This is a genomic window from Cyclobacterium sp. L-R, from assembly GCF_056859355.1.
On sequence record NZ_JBSXOH010000095.1, the window covers coordinates 63,203 to 80,247 of the forward strand.

Consider the following 17,045-nt stretch of genomic DNA (forward strand, 5'->3'; position numbering starts at 1 on the left):
ATTAACCGTCGATATGGTAAGAGAACTGGAGCGAAAACTATAGATTTCAGCCACTGTCCTGGTAAATAATTACCCGCTTTCTGGAAAATATGATTGTAAAAACTCAAGCACCCAAAAAACATAAAGAAAACGACCTTAAACACATCATTTTAATCTTAAACAAACCATGAACAAATTTTTACTTTACCTGGTAGCTGTCTTTATAATATTCAGTTGTGAAACCAAAGAAAATAGCACCGAAGTTGAAATTATAGAGATCTCTGAAACAATAGAAAACCCCGCTGCAATGGCAGTGAAAAAAGAGGACGAGGGATGGATTAAGCGGCATGAAACAATATTGGGCAGGCTCAATCAGGAGGCTGAATTGATTCTTGTAGGCAATTCAATTTTTCATTCCTTGGACAATGAAGACCGCAATGCGGTTTGGGAAAAGTACCTCAATCCCTACAAAACCATAAATATGGGAATATCTGCGGACAGAACGGAAAATGTGATTTGGAGGCTTGAGAATGGTTCACTAGAAAATATAAATCCTAAAGTGGCCCTTCTCTTGATTGGAACCAACAATACCGATGGCAATCATTTTCTTACTGTGAGTACTGCTGAAGAATTGGCCGGAGGGATTAAAAAGATCTGTACCATCCTTAACGAAAAACTTCCCGATACCGAAATCCTTATCATGGGCATTTTACCTTATGGTTACAAGCCAAACCATAGAGATAACATCAATAAAGCAACAAACAATATCGTTTCCAAATTCCCTGAAGAGCTACCATTTGTCCATTACATAGATATAAGTGATGTCTATTATGATGCCAATGGCAAAGTTATTAAAGAACTGATGCCGGATTTTCTGCATCCTAATTCCGAAGGCCATACGTTAATGTTTGAAGCCCTTGATGATAAGATAAAGGAGCTGATGGTGAAATAATGGATTAGGCTACTTAAACAATTCTACCTTTACAAAATTCTATTAAAAGAGGCTTCTTGATTGTAAAAATCGCTATTCCACCCAATAAGCTAATAATTTCGCTTGAAAAATATCCCTAATATATCATTTCAAAGCGCGGAGGGCGCTACTAAAATTGAATTTCTGAAACTTTCAGAACTTTTTAGCCGGATTCAAGAAGACCCTGATTACGACCCTAAAAGGCCACATAGATTAGATTTTTTTGCCTTGTTAATTGTTACAGAGGGTACAGGAACCCATCAGGTAGATTTAAAAAAGTACCCTCTTCAAAAAGGATCGGTTTTAAAAATCGCAAAGAATCAAGTTCACGCTTTTCATGACGACCTGAATTACCAAGGTTATTTGGTTGTATTTACCGAAGAATTTGTTCTTAAATACTTTTCAAGATCATCGATTGAGTTTCTTTCTCATCTCTACAATTACCATGTCTCACTACCCTTAGTAGAAAAGAGTTCGTACAATGAATCTTTTCTTTTTGATTCCTTGGCAGCGCTTAAATCGGAGAATCAGTATGCGCAAATGGACATTCTTGCCAAGCTATTGGAACTTTATTTGCTACGATTAGACCAACAAACACAAGGGGCATTTACGCGTATAATTAAAAATGAGTTTCATCAGATTTTTACCAATTTCAAAAATTTAGTAGAAAAAAATTACACCGAAACACGCAATGTAAAAGACTATGCAGACTGGTTGCACATTTCTCCCAAGCACTTAAACCATGTCGTAAGAGAAGTCACTTTGAACACAGCCAAAACCTTTATTGACCAATATGTGATACTGGAAATTAAACGCAGTATTTTGAGTACCGACAACAGTTTGAAAGAGGTGGCATTTAGTATTGGCTTTGAAGAAGTGACCAATTTTACCAAGTTTTTTAAAAAACATACCGGCCTATCCCCAAAGGAATTAAAAACCAACATTTAATTCAACCGGTTACACATTTACCATTTTTAAATCCATTTTGATAAAAAATCGGTATTGCTGTTTTTCTCACCTTTGCTTCATCAAATTAAAACAAACAAAGATGAAGTATTTAAAATTAAACTTATGGGGATTGGCACTGCTTGCCTTGGCCCTGTTTACTGCTTGTGACAAAGATGATGAAGACAAAAGTCCAGGTGTTGAAATTGTAGATTTTGGTGCATCACCATCTGCTTCATTAATTACCACTGGTGAAGTAAGTGTGATTACTGAAAACACTGCACGTTTTCATACTTTTAACTTTGATGTAGCTCCTTAAACCGTAACCATAGTAGAGACTAAAAATGAAGTGGTCATTGTTGACTTGGGACCTGCACCAGTTTTTGTAGCTGAGCTTAAAAATTATATCGATGAAATCAACAAAGCAGGAGCTGTAATCATCACTCACAATTATGGTGATCATTATGGAGACGCAGGAAGCTTCACCGATTGGGATCTTTATGCAGAAACTGCAGTAGCAAACCAGTTAAACGGTACTGAAGATTTTACCAATGTATATCCAAATAACGTAATTGGCGTTTCTGGTAATCAAATTATTGGAGAGCTTGAGTTTTCCTTTAATAAAGTGTCCAATGCAGAAACTGGAGAGAATGGTTACTTTTTCAATGAAGAACATAAAATCGTATTTCCAGGGGATTTGGTTTATAATCTGACCCACATTTATCTCAGAGAGTATACTCCGAATGATGGGGAGGACGAAATAGACAACTGGATAGCAGGCTTGAACATGTTAAAAACAGAATTTTCAACTTATAACCATCTTTTTGTTGGCCATAGCGGTTCCCGCTCAGATGTAACCGTAGTTATAGAGGAGAACATAGACTATTTAATGAATGCACAAGCCATCATCAAGGGAAACCAACAGCTTACCAATGGTGGAAGCCCCACAACACAACAAGAGGTAGTGGATGAATTGCTATTGCTTTATCCGAATTACAAGGTAGGGGGCTTAATGCTTTCTTTGCAAGATGCCTTCTTCCCAGGAGACCCTGAAGCAGATTGGTTTTAACCCGAAATATGCAATAGACAATCTATTACGTGCTGAAATCGCTTCAAAATCAGCCACTTCGTTGCTGTATTCAATTTCACCATAGCGGTGCTATGCTAAAATCTCCAAACAGCCTGATTGTCTTGTGATTGCAACACTTCCCGTAAACACGGGACAGGCATCACCCCTGACCTTGTCAGGGCGGAGAAATCCTATTACCTAATCCGGGTTAAAATTCCCACAAAGTTAATTCGGACAATAGAAATGATGTTTCAGAAAATTAGGGTTTCAAAATTTATAAATAACAACTACCTCGAATTTCCACTTCGGTTTTTTGATATAAAAAAGTCAAATATTTTTTATTGCATTTTGAGTGCCTTTGCGGAGCCCAAATCTATTTTAGGTAATAATAGGTGATAAAGGTTTAAGAATTTATCACTAAATATTGAAGATTTATTTACACATTTCCTTTTAGAATTTAATCCAGATGACTTTAATATTCTTTATCTTGGCCTATCAACCAAATAAACCATCTATACACGTATAAGATCAGGGGTCAGCAATTTGTCTTTAGGAAGGTTTATTTCAAGAACTTGAATACCTGTTTATAATCTTCCATTGAATAAACGTACTTATGGCAAAAGCTAGAGTAAATAATATTGAATTACATTATGATGAATTCGGCAAAGGAAAGGAGGTAATTCTTTTTTCACATGGTTATTTAATGAACAATACCATGTTTAAAGGTCAAATCGATAAACTCAAAGCTAATTTTCGATGTATAGCCTTTGATCATCGTGGACATGGCAAAAGTGAAATTGCTACAAATGGTTATACATTAGATAATCTTGTAACCGATGTAATCTGCCTAATTGAAGAATTGAAATTAGATTCAGTTCATTTTGTAGGTATGTCTACAGGCGGATTCGTAGGGATGCGACTGGCTATTCGAAAGCCCGAATTATTGAAATCCTTAATTTTAATGGACACTTCTGCTGAAGAAGAGGATAAAAATTCAAAGAAGAAAGATTATTTACTTTTATGGATAGTAAAAAATATTGGCTGGTATCCGGTAATTGGTAAAGCAATGTCAATGTTATTCCATAAATCATTTCTCCTTGATAAATCGCGTCAAATGGAGGTCAAAAAGTGGCGGAAAATTTTGATGAGTCAAGACAAGAGGGGACTTATTCCATTTGGAAAGATGATTTTTGAACGTGATAGTGTGCTTGGTAAATTAGTTGATGTAAACATTCCTACTGCCGTAATTGTAGGTGAACAGGATGTGCCCACTCCTACAGAATCAAGTAAAAAAATAGCTGATAGGATTCCTAATGCTGATTATTACTCAATCCCTAACGCTGGTCATTCTGCAGCAGTTGAAAAACCCGAGGAGGTATATAAAGCAATGAGGGAATTTTACACTAAAAATGGAATGGTATAAATGCCAATATATTCCTATCAGGCAATTATTAATGTAGGTTCGTAATACTGATTTTTAGCTACTTGATCTGTCAAATTTTTGACCTATATTCACAATTTAAGCCACCTATCAAGCGGGAATTAATATTATGGCCGGCACTGACTGCCCAAATTTCTATTTAACAACTGGAAGAAGTTTACATCAGGAATTAGTTGTATTGGTTGAAGCTGGATTATCTCCACTAGAGGAAATAAAAACTGCTACACTTTACCCTGCAAAATACTTTGATATGGAATATAATTAGGGAACAATTAAGGAAGGTAAGTGGGCTGATTTGGTTATTTTGGATGCTAATCCATTAGAGGATATTAAAAATACCATGCGGATTAATCAAGCAAGGAAATTATTTCGATAGAGCAAAATTAGATCAAAAATTGAAACATTTGGATGAAGAGTAAAAAGTCCTTCAGAAGGCATTTCGAGGACAAATACAAAATTGGATTTAAAATTTATCCGATTTTGTATTAAATTATTTGACTTGCAGTAAGTAAAGTGAATGTATATAGCTATAAAATAAGCCCTGTTTTTCAGAAAACAGGGCTTATTTTTTTTAAAGGAAGTACGATTAAGTAGTTTCTAATTTACTTGATCAGTAATCTTTCCCATACAATTCTTTTGCTGCATTTTCATATTTGTCCCCTTCTACCCAAAGTGGCTTTTTCGGGTCATTGGCTATACTTTCAGCAGAAAGTATATAAGACTTCCAGTACTTTAGCGCATAGTCCAAATCAAAGTTGTCTACATGATCAGTAACTTGATGGTAATACTTTCCTATTTCTGCGTCGAATGCGGTAAATCCCAAACTAAAAGTAGGAGCGGGGATGCCTTTTTTGGCAAAACTAACATTGTCAGAACGATCGTACAATCCTTGTTCAGGGGCAGGATCTGAAATTGCTTTAAGCCCATAAGCCTTAGCTGCTTCCGAGATATGATGATCTACCGAAGACCTACCCATACCAATTACCGTAACTAGACTTGTGTCGTTATAGCCTCCATTGTCAATATTAAGGTTGAAAACAATTTGTTTCAATGGCAAAGGAGGATTGTCTGCAAAGTAAGAAGAACCAAGTAGCCCTTTTTCTTCAGCAGTCCAGGCACAGAGTAGAATCGATCTTTTCGGAGGATTTTTACCAAAATAATTGGCCGCTTGAAGCAAGGCTGATGTTCCTACTGCATTGTCTCTTGCACCATTGTAAATGGAATCACCTTCCGCATTGGGTTTGCCTATTCCCAAATGATCGTAATGTGCAGAAAGCATTACATACTCATCCTTTAATTGAGGGTCTGTTCCTTCAATTACAGCTACAACATTTCTTCCCCTAATTTTTCTATTGATTTTGCCTTTAATATCAATCTCCATTTCATTTTTTCCATTGGCAATGGTTTTAATAATGTCACCCTTCAAGTCTTTCAACCATAAATAAGGTAAAGTATCATCATTCTCAGGATCAATATCTATGGTCAGTTGGGATTTATTTAAATAATTCACCAATAAGCCCCATGGAGTGGTTGGTACATTGTACATTTCTACCAGACCAATAGCTCCCTTGGATTTGGCAATAGCAAGTTTCTCTCTTCCGGCCTTAAAAAGCTCGGTTGGGGTCATTTTGTTAGGTGCTCCAACTCTGACGATCACCCATTTACCTTTAACATCTTTATTGGCATAATCCTCTTCAAATCCGTAGCCTGCAACAACCATTTCAAATTCACCTGAAATATCATCACCACCCAATACTAAAAGGTCTTGCCCATGCTTAAACTTGGAACCCTTCCATTTCATTGAGCCAACGGCAGGAGGAGAAGAAGCCACAAATGGAACATACTGGTAATAGGCATTTAGGGAATTCAAGGGACTTGCCCCATACTTTTCAAACTGATTCGCGATATAGTAGGCCGCAATGTCAATTTCAGGACGAGCAGGATCCCTTCCTTTCAATTCATCTGAAGCAAGGAATTTAAAATGAGAAAGTGCTTCAGCTCGTTCTATGGCCTTATCTATTCCTTCTTTTTGAGCCAAAACTAAAGTGCTTGATAAGGCAAAAGTTATTAGCATAACTAAAAGAGATAAAGGATTTGGGTTCATCTTATTCATTTATGTTTAAGTTAAATTTATACATTATTAAATAGTGGTACTCCTCAATTCTTTTATGGACCAATTGAGCTGGTTCATGGTTTTTTCAAAATGTACAGGAACCACGGCTGAAATAGTCAGTGCCTGTTTGGTAAAAGGCTGGGTAAAGTCCAGTTGCCAGGCATGCAATAGCATATTGGCAAGATCAAATTGGCTTGCAAAGAACTTATTCTGCCTATTGTCCCCATGGGTAGTGTCTCCTATGATATAATGTCTAAAATGAGCAAAATGCCTACGGATTTGATGCATCCTACCTGTATGAGGGTAAATTTTCGCCAAAGAATACCTGCTTGTACTGTACCTTCCAGAAGAAGCATAGGGGATCTCAGAACTCCCTAATTCCCAGTATTCAGTACGTGCCTCCTGAAGCACAAATTCCATGTCCTTGGCTAAAGGATGGTCAATAACCCCATGTGATTCAGGTAAATACCCTCTTAGTATTGCCAGATAATATTTTTTAATGCTGTTGTCAAAGAATTGAGGTTGAAGCATTGAAGCTGCTCTAGAGCTTTTGCCAAAGAGTAAAACACCGGTAGTTGGCCGGTCAATTCTATGCATAGGATAAACCTTATAGCCAACTTGTTCTTCCAGCAATTGCACAGCAAATAGGGCCTCAGGATCTTTCTCAAGAGGTGTTTTGTGAACCAATACTCCAGCAGGTTTATTAATGGCTATGTATTCTTCGTCTTCGAAAATAATCGGGAGTTGAACCATCCTAATAAATTACACCAGATCCAATGGCTTCTTCTCCTTCATACCAGGCTACAAATTGACCTGAAGCTATTCCTCTCTGAGCATTGTCAAACAATACATACAAGCCATCTTCTCTCATTAGCAATGTAGCTTTAGACAAAGGCTGTCTGTACCTAATGCGGGCAAGGTAAGTAGCTGATTCACCAACTATTAATGTTTTATCTGGTCGGATCCAGTGGATATCTTCTTTTTTAACATGAAGTCCATGTCGCAGAAGACCAGGATGATCCTCACCCAAGCCAGTATAAATTATATTTTCAGTAGTGTCAGTGGCTATAACAAACAGCGGTTTACCCGTTCCACCCACATTCAAACCTTTGCGCTGCCCTATGGTGTAGTAATGAGCCCCATTGTGCTCACCAACTTTTTCACCCATGTCGGCAGTATATTGTAGTGGCCAACAGATTTCTTCCAATTGAGCATTGTCCAGGTCTTCATACTCAATGCCTGCAGGAACACCATGTCCGGCATATACTTCAGCATTGGCTGGAATGGACAATATATTTCCTTTTTTAGGTTTCAATTGTTGTTGCAAAAAATCGGGAAGTTTTACCTTTCCAATAAAGCACAAACCCTGACTGTCTTTTTTCTCGGCAGTGATCAATTCTTGCTCTTTGGCAATTGCCCTGACCTCAGCTTTTTGCAAATGGCCAATAGGAAACAGTGCCTTGCTCAACTGCTCTTGGTTCAATTGACACAAGAAATAACTTTGGTCTTTGTTAGGATCTGCCCCGGCAAGGAGTCTGTACATAGGATTACCGTCTATACTTAGCTCTTCTTTTTGGCAATAATGTCCAGTGGCCACAAAATCAGCTTTAAGTTTAGTGGCAGCCTTTAAGAAAATGTCAAATTTTATTTCTCGATTGCAAAGTATGTCTGGATTAGGGGTTCTACCAGCTTTGTATTCAGCAAACATGTATTCAACAATTCTTGTTTTATAGTCTTCACTAAGGTCAATGGCCTGAAAAGGTATTCCCAACTTTTGGGCTACCAACATGGCATCAGTACTGTCTTCTACCCAAGGGCATTCATTGGAAATCGTAACCGATTCGTCATGCCAATTTTTCATAAACATGCCTATCACCTCATAGCCCTGTTCTTTCAATAAGTAGGCGGTTACAGAGCTATCTACCCCTCCGGAGAGACCCACTACTACTCTTTTCTTTCGTTGAGTCATATTCTGTTTTTCCATGAACGCAAATTCCATCTATAACATTCAACATTATTGATATGGTTCAATTAACAAAATTAGCCATTTAAAATGGTTTGATCCGGCTGAATTTCATATTTTCGTCTATGATTATAATTGTTTATGGGGTTACGGGTTGCGGAAAAAGTACTATTGGTCAATTATTGGCAAATAAAATGGGAGTACCATTTTTAGATGCAGATGATTTCCATCCCAAAGCCAATAAAACCAAAATGAATGCGGGTACGCCATTAGAAGACGAAGACAGGATTCCATGGCTAAACAATGTCGCGGAAAAGCTAAAACTTTGTTCTCAGGATAAAGGGGCTGTTTTGGCCTGTTCTGCATTGAATGAAAAATACCGAACCATTCTAAAAGTGGTGCCAAATATACATTGGGTACTTTTGGAAGGAAGTAAATCGCTCGTTGAGAAAAGATTGGGGGCTAGGGTTGGACATTTTATGAACCCTGCCTTATTGGATTCTCAAATGGCTGCATTGGAGGTGCCTGAATATGGGAGAAAGGTAGCTATTGATAATGCTCCCGAACTTATTGTAAAAAACATAATGAAAGATATCAAAACAATGGAAAATTTGGCTGATTTTGGTGTGATTGGAATGGGTGTAATGGGGAAAAGTCTGGCCTTAAACCTAGCCGACAAGGGCGTAAACCTATCTATTTATAATAGGTATGTGGAAGGAAAAGAAGAGCGTGTTGCTGAGAAAGTCCTTGAAGAAAACCCTGACTACGATAATATTCAGGCCTTTGAAGAAATCAAACCTTTTATCTTTTCACTTTCCTCACCGAAATCAATATTGTTAATGATACCAGCAGGCACTGCGGTAGATTTGCAGATCAATGAGCTGATTCCCTTATTGAACCCTGGTGATATTCTGGTAGATGGAGGGAATTCATTTTATAAAGACACAATCAGAAGAGCCGAATTATTAAAGGAAAAAGGTATTCTATTTGTAGGTACTGGTGTATCAGGTGGTGAAGAAGGGGCAAGAAGAGGTCCTTCAATTATGCCAGGTGGAGACAAAGACGGCTTCACTAAAATTGCACCTTATTTGGAGAAAATTGCTGCCAAAGACTATCAAGGTAAACCCTGTGTAACTTACACAGGCCCAGGAGGAGCAGGGCATTTTGTGAAAATGGTGCACAATAGTATAGAATACGGAGAAATGCAGGCCATTTCGGAAGTGTTTTACCTGATGCGTAATTATTTGGCGATTTCTCCTCTTCAAATTGCGGATATTTTTGAGAAATGGATGGACAGCGACCTTGCCAGTTATTTATTGGAAATCACCATTGACATCCTAAGAAAATACGAAGATGGAGAACCATTAATAGACAAAATCCTAGACCAGGCGGCACAAAAAGGAACTGGTGGATGGTCAGTAAATACTGCTCTGGAATTTGGAGTACCTTATGGAGTGCTTTCTGAAGCGGTTATGGCCAGGAATCTTTCTGCCAGAAAAGGACTTCGAATGATTTCTTCAGGCTTGTATAACTTAGAAAGATTTACTGGAATTGAAGATTTAGAGAATTTTCTAGACAAACTACAAGCGGCTTACCAGGCAACCAGAATTATAAATCATGAAGTTGGATTTTCTTTGATGTTGGAAGTTTCAGAAAAGAACAATTGGGCACTTAACTTCTCTGAAATTGCAAGAATTTGGACAAGTGGCTGTATCATCAGGTCTAAACTGATGGAAGAGTTGGTGGATATATTTAAAGAAAGCAACCACATTTTGCTTAACTATGAAGCGATAACTGCCTTAAAAAGTTACCAAGGTGATTTGTCTTATGTGGTAGGGCAGGCTTTGCAAAATGGATTTCCAGTGCCAATATTATCCAATGCGATTAACTATTTCCTGGGTGTAACTACAGCCAATTCAGCTGCCAGTTTGATTCAGGCACAAAGGGATTATTTTGGCGCTCATACCTATAGGAGAAATGATGGAGACCCAGATAAAGCCCACCATACCCAATGGAAAGATTAATAGGATTAGTTGGCATTTGGAATAAGTAATGTTTTTAAGCAAATTTGAGAGAATTTGGTAGTATTGTTGGCTTTTTTCTTAAGCAATACCACCAAATACAGTCCTCAATTTATTACCTAACTTTGCTAAGTACAGAATTTGGGATTGGGGTTAGAACAAAAGAAAGAGCCCTATTGCCGATAAACTTGCGATAATAAGACAAAATATCCTTCTTTTTAAAATTACCGCCAAAAAACAGCAAACCGTAATGCCAAAATATCCCAAGCCACTTTTCCTCGTAGCCGCCAGGAAATTATCTGTACTTTCACCACTGATGTTGTAGTAGGGATATATAAAGTTTTCAGTGGCGACATTTCTCCATTCATTCCAATAAAATACACTGACAATAAGGAAGAAAGACCCAAAGGCCAAAAGCAATGGTATAAGGTAATGTTCGGTTACTTTATCTATTTTATGTTTCATGCAGGTTGATTTCTTGTAGGTTTCTTCCTGGAAACTGAGATTAGCTTTTTGATTATGATGAAGATAATAAAACCATAGAAGGCCAAACCTACAAGTATAGATGGAATACCTAAACCTATTTGAGTACTCATAATCCCAATGAGAATAATGGTTCCAAATATACCTAAGGTCCATTTTATCAGTAGTGGTTTTAAAGGAATGACTTCGCCCATTTGAGATTTTGATTTTCTGGTTCGTTCCAAATAAATAATGAATCCGCTAAGGGAGAGAAAGCCGGAACTTAAAGCCAAAAGACAATAGAGAAACTTTAAAGGTAAACCTGCGAAATCGCCAAAATGAAAGGATTCTTGAACGAAATATAGTTTTGAACCAAAATCCTGATCATCAATATTGTACTTGAAAAGAAGACTGTGGTCTTGTTTATCAAATACAAGCTTGTTAGATCGCCTTTCATAAGCCTGACCTGGAACGTTGCCTAGAACCTGAACAATCCCTTCTCCATTCGTTGTGGGTCGGATAAACCAAGGGATCATGTTTGGAAATGCTATTCTGGAATTCTCATAGATCGCATCAAAGTCCAATTGGTAGTTGAGGTCATCCTCGGCATCTAAAACTTTTTCAGAACGGGTAAAGCTATTTGGTTGCTCAATATTTAGTCCCACCATCAAATAGGCCTGAAGGCCTAACCAGGCACCAGTGATGCCTATCATCAAGTTAAAGGCAAGTGTACTAATGCCCACCAATTTATGAATATCTGCCTGTGTGATTCTAAGCTTGCTTTTCCTAATCTTGCCAAAAGGTTGCTTTTTCATAAACTTCCCATATATCAAAAGACCGGTGATGGTAGACAAAAATAGGGCTATCCCAGCTAGGCCTACGATTTGCCTACCGTAATAGGCTTCATAAAACCGTACATGTATGTTTCTTAAAAAGTAGCTGAACGATTTAAAGTAATTGCGTTCTCCTAGAATTTCTCCCGTGTGTGGATTCACAAAAACCTCCCAAATCATTGGGTTTAGGCTGCTTTTTTCCTTGGGCATCATCCGGATAATCCAACTGTCTAAATTGCCTTTTGGCATCTCCACTTCAAAAAGGTATTTGTCGGAATGAGAAGGTAATACTTTGTTCACCGCCGCTGTCAGAGAAGCCTTTTCAGTACTGTCTGCTATCTTGGTGAGTTCAGGGTTAAGCAAGCGGTCAATTTCTGGTCGGAACAAAGCTGCGGCACCTGTAATACTTAGGAATACGATTATTATTCCTGTATACAGGCCCAGCCAATTGTGTATTTTCCAGAGTAGATTCTTATTCATTTTTAAATAATAAAACCTTCCCTGAAAGGTATCAGGAAAGGTTACCATGGTCAATTAAAATATATAGGAAATCGTTGTCATTGCATTTCTTGGGGCTCCTGGAAATGCTCTCAGGTAATCATATCCGCCTACCCAATGGGTTTTATCAAATAGATTATTGACATTCATCTGAATCTGGAACCTATTCATCTTGTAATACACAGCGGCATCAAACAACTCATATCCTGGAAATATTGGTGGGTTATCTGTAGCTCCCAAAGAACCAAATCGCTCGGAAACAAAATTGGCACCAAAACCAAAGCCAAGTCCTTTGAATTGCCCTTCTTTGATCAGGTATTTGGTCCAGATGTTTCCTGTATTTCTTGGTGCATTGGGCTTTTGTCTGCCGATCAGGTTTTCATCTTCATTTTGTGTAATTACGGCATCATTAAAAGCATAGCTAGCAGTCAAACTCCAATTTGGTGTAATATTACCTGCCAAGTCTATTTCAAAACCTTTAGAAACTTCTTCACCGTTCTGAATAAGTAAATCAGGCTGTCCGGGCTCATTTGCATTGAATAAGGAACCCCATTCAGTAAGGTGGTACAAGGCCAAACTACCACTTAATTTGCCATCAAACCAGTCTGATTTGGCTCCTATTTCATTCAGTTCACTCGTCAAAGGATCAAAGGGACCACCCGCATTAGGATCATTGATCACTGTGGCTGTCTGAGGTTGGTAACCTTGCACATAAGTACCATACACATTTAAATGAGGATTAATGGTGTAAACCAATCCCACCCTTGGAATCAACGCATTTTGGGTAACATTGTCCTCAGTGCCTACTTTATAATCCAATACATCCCGGTAGTACTCCTGCCTTAGGCCTAGTAAAATTTTGAAATCACCAATGGTAGCTTGCTCTTGAATATAAAAGCCATGTGAATTTAATTTTGAGGGCGCAAAATTACTGGTAGTGTAAATATACTTACTCATGTCCCTCATTTGATTGGCAAAAGGGTCGGTAAGGTCAAAATGAGCTACAATTGGAACTGGATTTCCTTGTCCATCTAACAAATAAGCTTCTTTGTTCTCAGGATTGTATGAATTGATTGAGCTTTGTCCATCAGCACTGTAATAACCTCTTGCTGCTAATTGAGAACCTCCTGGTAACAAAACCTGCTGAAAGTAATCATATCCTACCAACAGTTGGTGTTCAATTATAGAAGTTTCGAAATCAAAATTAAAATAGTTGCTGAAGTTATTATTGCTCCAATTTCTTTTTCTAATGCCTACCCGCATGCCCACTTTTTCAGGGTCAATACTTCCATCTCCCAAAACAGCAAAAACATTATTGGAACGGTGTTCCAGAAGGTCTTCTGCATAGTTGGATCGCATATATACCGAATTAAAGCTAATATTTGGAGTAAATTGGTGATTCAAGGAGATGGTGGCATTTACACTTTCTTCTTTGAGGTAATCATCCACCGCATTTAAAGCTTTGGTAATTGGAACAGAAAAAAGGTCTCCATTACCAAATACAGCCTGCCCTCGGTCCAATCTTCCATCAGATTGTTGGTACACAATGTCCAGGTTTAACCTCGTTTTATCAGAAGGCAAGAATGAAAAGGAGGGAGCTACAACCAAATTCTTAACATACTGTAAATCTCTGAAACTTCCAGAATTCTCATATCCCAAATTGAGTCGATAAAGTAAAGTTTGATCTTCAGTCATGGGCCCTGTAAAATCGCCTACTACACGGAAAGTATTGAAACTACCTAGTGTTGAACTAACCGATTGTCGTGATTCTTTTAGAGGTTTTTTTGTTACCCTATTGATGGTACCACCTGCAGAGGCATTGCCAAAAAGCGCAGAGGCAGGGCCTTTTATCACTTCCACGCGTTCTATATGAGGAATAAGTTGTTGTTTCCAAAAACTTGTCATGGCTCGCATGCCATTGACTAGGTTGCCAGATGTTTTTTGACCTTGAATTCTGTGACCACGAATTGTGATGTCATTGTAGAAAGTGAATTGATTCACCCCACTTATATTTTTGACCACATCATTCACCCTGAAAGCACCCTGATCTAATGCCAGTTCTTTGGTAACATAGCCTATAGATTGTGGAACATCTTTTAACGCTGTTGCTGATTTTGTACCAATAAAGGAGGAATTATTTCTATAAGAAGTCTCTGATCGGCCAAGAATTTCAACCGTCTGTAACGTTACTTCACTTTCTTTTAAATTCACTTCCAAATGGATTATTTGTCCAGGTTTTAATGTCAGGTCCTTTACTTGTTTAATATAGCCAAGTGAACTAAATGACAATTTAAGGTGACCTGATGGAACTGCTTTAATAATGAAATCACCATTAAAATCTGTGATTGTGCCCAATTGTGAGTCCACAACCATTACATTAATAAATTCAATTGGTTTTCCTTTTGTATCTTTCACAGAGCCAGTTATTTCTCCTGTCTGTGCCAATAAAGGTAGGCTTGTAAACCATAGTAAAACGAATGGTAAAATATATTTCATTGCTTATTATTTAGAATTGTTCTTGACAGTGGCAAAAGTATAAGCAAAAATTTAAGGTGCCAAGAATTTATTAATTTTATTTAGAATAAATCTAATTAATAACAAAAATTACTTATTTATGGGATGTACAATTTAAAATGCAATTTGTTTCAGGGAAAAAATCAGAAATCAATTGGTATTGATTTCATTTTAAGGACTACATGATGCTTGGGCTTACACCATGAATGGGCTAAAAAATTATTCTAAATTTTGGTTCATTAAATTATGAACCAACAAAACCTTTTGTATCTTTGTGGCGTTAATAGACTCAAATAACGAATACAATATGACACTGACCACAGATCAACAACAGATTATAGAAAAAATTGGGGTTTTTTTCGAGAAGAAAGGAAATCAACCAATTCTTGGTAGAATCATAGGCTTATTGATGGTTATTGAGGAAGCTGAAGCCACATTTGAGGATATTCAGAATGCCTTATTTGTAAGTAAAAGTGCTGTTAGTCAAGCTTTAACACTTCTACAAAGTCAAAATAAAGTGGAATACATCACTAAACCTGGTGAAAGAAAAAGGTATTTCAGATTGAAAATCCGCAATTGGAAAGTGGATATTCAAGAAGATATGAAGGGAGTATTTAAGTTTAATAATATAGTAGAAGAGATCATTTCTATGAGATCTGATTCTAATATGGAATTTAATTCTTATTTAATTGAAGTTTCCAATTTCATGAAATTCATGGAAGCTGAATTACCAAAATTGGTAGAAAGGTATAAAAATCAACTGAAATAATATTTTTTTATCTATTTGGTTCATAAAATACTGAACAAACTATTATTTACTGAATATAATATAATTTAATAAAATGAAAAAACAAAACTGGATTCCCCTTATATTAACGCTTTTCTTGGGGGGCGTGGCCAATGCTCAGGAAGCAAGGGACAATGGATATACTCTAAAAGAGTGTATCGAATTAGGATTAAAAAACAATATTGAAATCAAAAAATCAATGTTGGATGAGCAGGAAGCTGGTTTTCAAAGGAAAGAAATTACAGGTTCCGGATTGCCCCAACTAGAAGCATATGGCACCTATAATAATTTTATAGATGTCTATCCTCAAGGTATTCCGGGAGGAGTGCTAAACCCAAATTCAGACCCAAATGGGGTAGATGTAATTTCCTTTGGAGTACCTCAAAGCCTCAAGGGAGGATTTAAAGTTAATCAACTTGTTTTCAGTCAGTCTTACCTTATAGGATTGAAGGCAGCCAGAACTTCTGAAGAGTTTTATCGATTGATGACCGCCATGACTTCTGAGGACATCATTTATGATATAGCCCTTAATTATTATAGTGTTATTGCTACTGAACTTCAAAAAATCAAGCTCGAGGCGAACCATGATAAGCTCGTTAAGTTGGAAGGGATTCTAAAAGCCCAATATGAAAATGACCTTGCCAGGAAGGTGGATTATAATAGGGTGAAGGTTAACCTAACAAGATTGGAAACTGAAATGGACAATCTGGAAACCCTGATTGAACAAAGAAGCAATTACTTAAAGTTGGTAATGGGTCTCCCTGTAGCATCAGAATTAAAACTGACTGCTTATGATTTTGATCAAAATAGCAATTCATTACAAGTTTTGACTATGGATCCGGATTTAAGCAACCGGTATGATTTGCAGGTATTGGACAAGCAACAGGAATTGCATGCTCTAAACATCAAAAATATCCAATCCGGATATTATCCAACGATTGCTGCCTTTGCTGATTTGAATTACAATGCCTTTTCAAATTCTTTTGATTTTTTATCCAGTAGTCACCAATGGTATAGGGGCTCTTTGGTTGGCATACAATTGAACATTCCGATTTTCGATGGATTTCAACGCAAAAACAAAATTGCACAAGCCAAGATTCAAAGTGAAAAATTGAGACATGACCAGTATTTAGCAGAACAAAATGCAGAAGCCTCTTATTTAAATGCCGTTAAAAAAATGAAAAATAGCCTGAAAAGTCTGGAAGCTCAACAATCGAATCTGATTCTTTCTGAAACAGTATTTGATGAAACCAACCAGCTTTATCGAGAAGGCTTATCTCCTTTAACAGATGTATTGGATTCTGAAACAGCCTTAAGAGAAGCTAGGGCAGCTTACTTTAGTCAGATAATCAATGTTAAAACTGCAGAAGCAGACCTCTACCAATCAACAGGTCAGATAGAGAAGATTGCCCAATAAATTAAAAAGAACTTAAAGATATTGTCACAAATA

14 protein-coding genes are annotated in these 17,045 nt (G+C 37.3%); 8 read left to right on the top strand and 6 right to left on the bottom strand.

From position 1 onward, the window contains the following. Positions 1-166 precede the first annotated feature (166 nt). The 5 genes from AC13EX_RS20325 (at position 167) to AC13EX_RS20345 (ending at position 4,386) form a co-directional block, all read left to right on the top strand. Complete coding sequence (locus AC13EX_RS20325) at positions 167-931, top strand: GDSL-type esterase/lipase family protein (RefSeq protein WP_482894092.1); 765 nt, start codon at positions 167-169, stop codon at positions 929-931. 102 nt (positions 932-1,033) lie between these two features. Then, entirely contained in the window at positions 1,034-1,897 is an 864-nt protein-coding gene (locus tag AC13EX_RS20330) for an AraC family transcriptional regulator (RefSeq protein WP_482894093.1), read from the top strand. A gap of 100 nt (positions 1,898-1,997) precedes the next feature. After that, complete coding sequence (locus AC13EX_RS20335) at positions 1,998-2,213, top strand: hypothetical protein (RefSeq protein ID WP_482894094.1); 216 nt, start codon at positions 1,998-2,000, stop codon at positions 2,211-2,213. A 30-nt stretch (positions 2,214-2,243) separates the two neighbouring features. Further along, a complete protein-coding gene (locus AC13EX_RS20340) occupies positions 2,244-2,963 on the top strand; it encodes an MBL fold metallo-hydrolase (RefSeq protein ID WP_482894095.1) in 720 nt (239 codons plus the stop codon). 613 nt (positions 2,964-3,576) lie between these two features. Further along, positions 3,577-4,386 carry an alpha/beta fold hydrolase gene (locus AC13EX_RS20345; RefSeq protein WP_482894096.1) on the top strand — a complete coding sequence of 270 codons (810 nt, stop codon included), beginning with the start codon at positions 3,577-3,579 and terminating at the stop codon, positions 4,384-4,386. Between the two features lie 628 nt (positions 4,387-5,014). Here AC13EX_RS20345 and AC13EX_RS20350 read toward each other — a convergent pair. Genes AC13EX_RS20350 through mnmA form a run of 3 tightly spaced genes read right to left on the bottom strand, consistent with a single transcriptional unit; the run spans position 5,015 to position 8,501 of the window. Further along, on the bottom strand, positions 5,015-6,508 hold the full coding sequence (locus AC13EX_RS20350; protein WP_482894258.1) for a M28 family peptidase: 1,494 nt from the start codon (positions 6,506-6,508) through the stop codon (positions 5,015-5,017). A 36-nt stretch (positions 6,509-6,544) separates the two neighbouring features. Then, complete coding sequence (locus AC13EX_RS20355) at positions 6,545-7,270, bottom strand: pseudouridine synthase (RefSeq protein WP_482894097.1); 726 nt, start codon at positions 7,268-7,270, stop codon at positions 6,545-6,547. 1 nt (position 7,271) lies between these two features. Continuing rightward, the gene (mnmA, locus tag AC13EX_RS20360) at positions 7,272-8,501 is read right to left on the bottom strand and encodes a tRNA 2-thiouridine(34) synthase MnmA (protein WP_482894098.1); all 1,230 of its coding nucleotides are present in this window, start codon (positions 8,499-8,501) and stop codon (positions 7,272-7,274) included. 104 nt (positions 8,502-8,605) lie between these two features. Between mnmA and gndA the strand changes: the two genes are divergently transcribed. Further along, positions 8,606-10,504 (top strand): NADP-dependent phosphogluconate dehydrogenase, encoded by a 1,899-nt coding sequence (gndA, locus tag AC13EX_RS20365; RefSeq protein WP_482894099.1) that lies wholly within the window; start codon positions 8,606-8,608, stop codon positions 10,502-10,504. Positions 10,505-10,654: 150 nt separating this feature from the next. Here gndA and AC13EX_RS20370 read toward each other — a convergent pair whose 3' ends face one another. From AC13EX_RS20370 to AC13EX_RS20380, 3 genes are read right to left on the bottom strand one after another with little or no spacing between them, the layout of a single operon-like run. Continuing rightward, positions 10,655-10,966: a hypothetical protein gene (locus AC13EX_RS20370; protein ID WP_482894100.1), complete on the bottom strand. Its 312-nt coding sequence runs from the start codon at positions 10,964-10,966 to the stop codon at positions 10,655-10,657. Then, on the bottom strand, positions 10,963-12,276 hold the full coding sequence (locus tag AC13EX_RS20375; protein WP_482894101.1) for a PepSY-associated TM helix domain-containing protein: 1,314 nt from the start codon (positions 12,274-12,276) through the stop codon (positions 10,963-10,965). The genes AC13EX_RS20370 and AC13EX_RS20375 overlap by 4 nt, the downstream gene beginning before the upstream one ends. Positions 12,277-12,330: 54 nt before the next feature. Continuing rightward, positions 12,331-14,790: a TonB-dependent siderophore receptor gene (locus AC13EX_RS20380; protein WP_482894102.1), complete on the bottom strand. Its 2,460-nt coding sequence runs from the start codon at positions 14,788-14,790 to the stop codon at positions 12,331-12,333. A gap of 325 nt (positions 14,791-15,115) precedes the next feature. Here AC13EX_RS20380 and AC13EX_RS20385 point away from each other — a divergent pair, with 325 nt between their 5' ends. Together AC13EX_RS20385 and AC13EX_RS20390 are read left to right on the top strand one after the other, a co-directional pair. After that, positions 15,116-15,577, top strand: coding sequence for a GbsR/MarR family transcriptional regulator (locus AC13EX_RS20385; RefSeq protein WP_339716712.1), 462 nt, complete (start codon positions 15,116-15,118; stop codon positions 15,575-15,577). 73 nt (positions 15,578-15,650) lie between these two features. Continuing rightward, complete coding sequence (locus AC13EX_RS20390; RefSeq protein ID WP_482894103.1) at positions 15,651-17,012, top strand: TolC family protein; 1,362 nt, start codon at positions 15,651-15,653, stop codon at positions 17,010-17,012. Positions 17,013-17,045 lie beyond the last annotated feature (33 nt).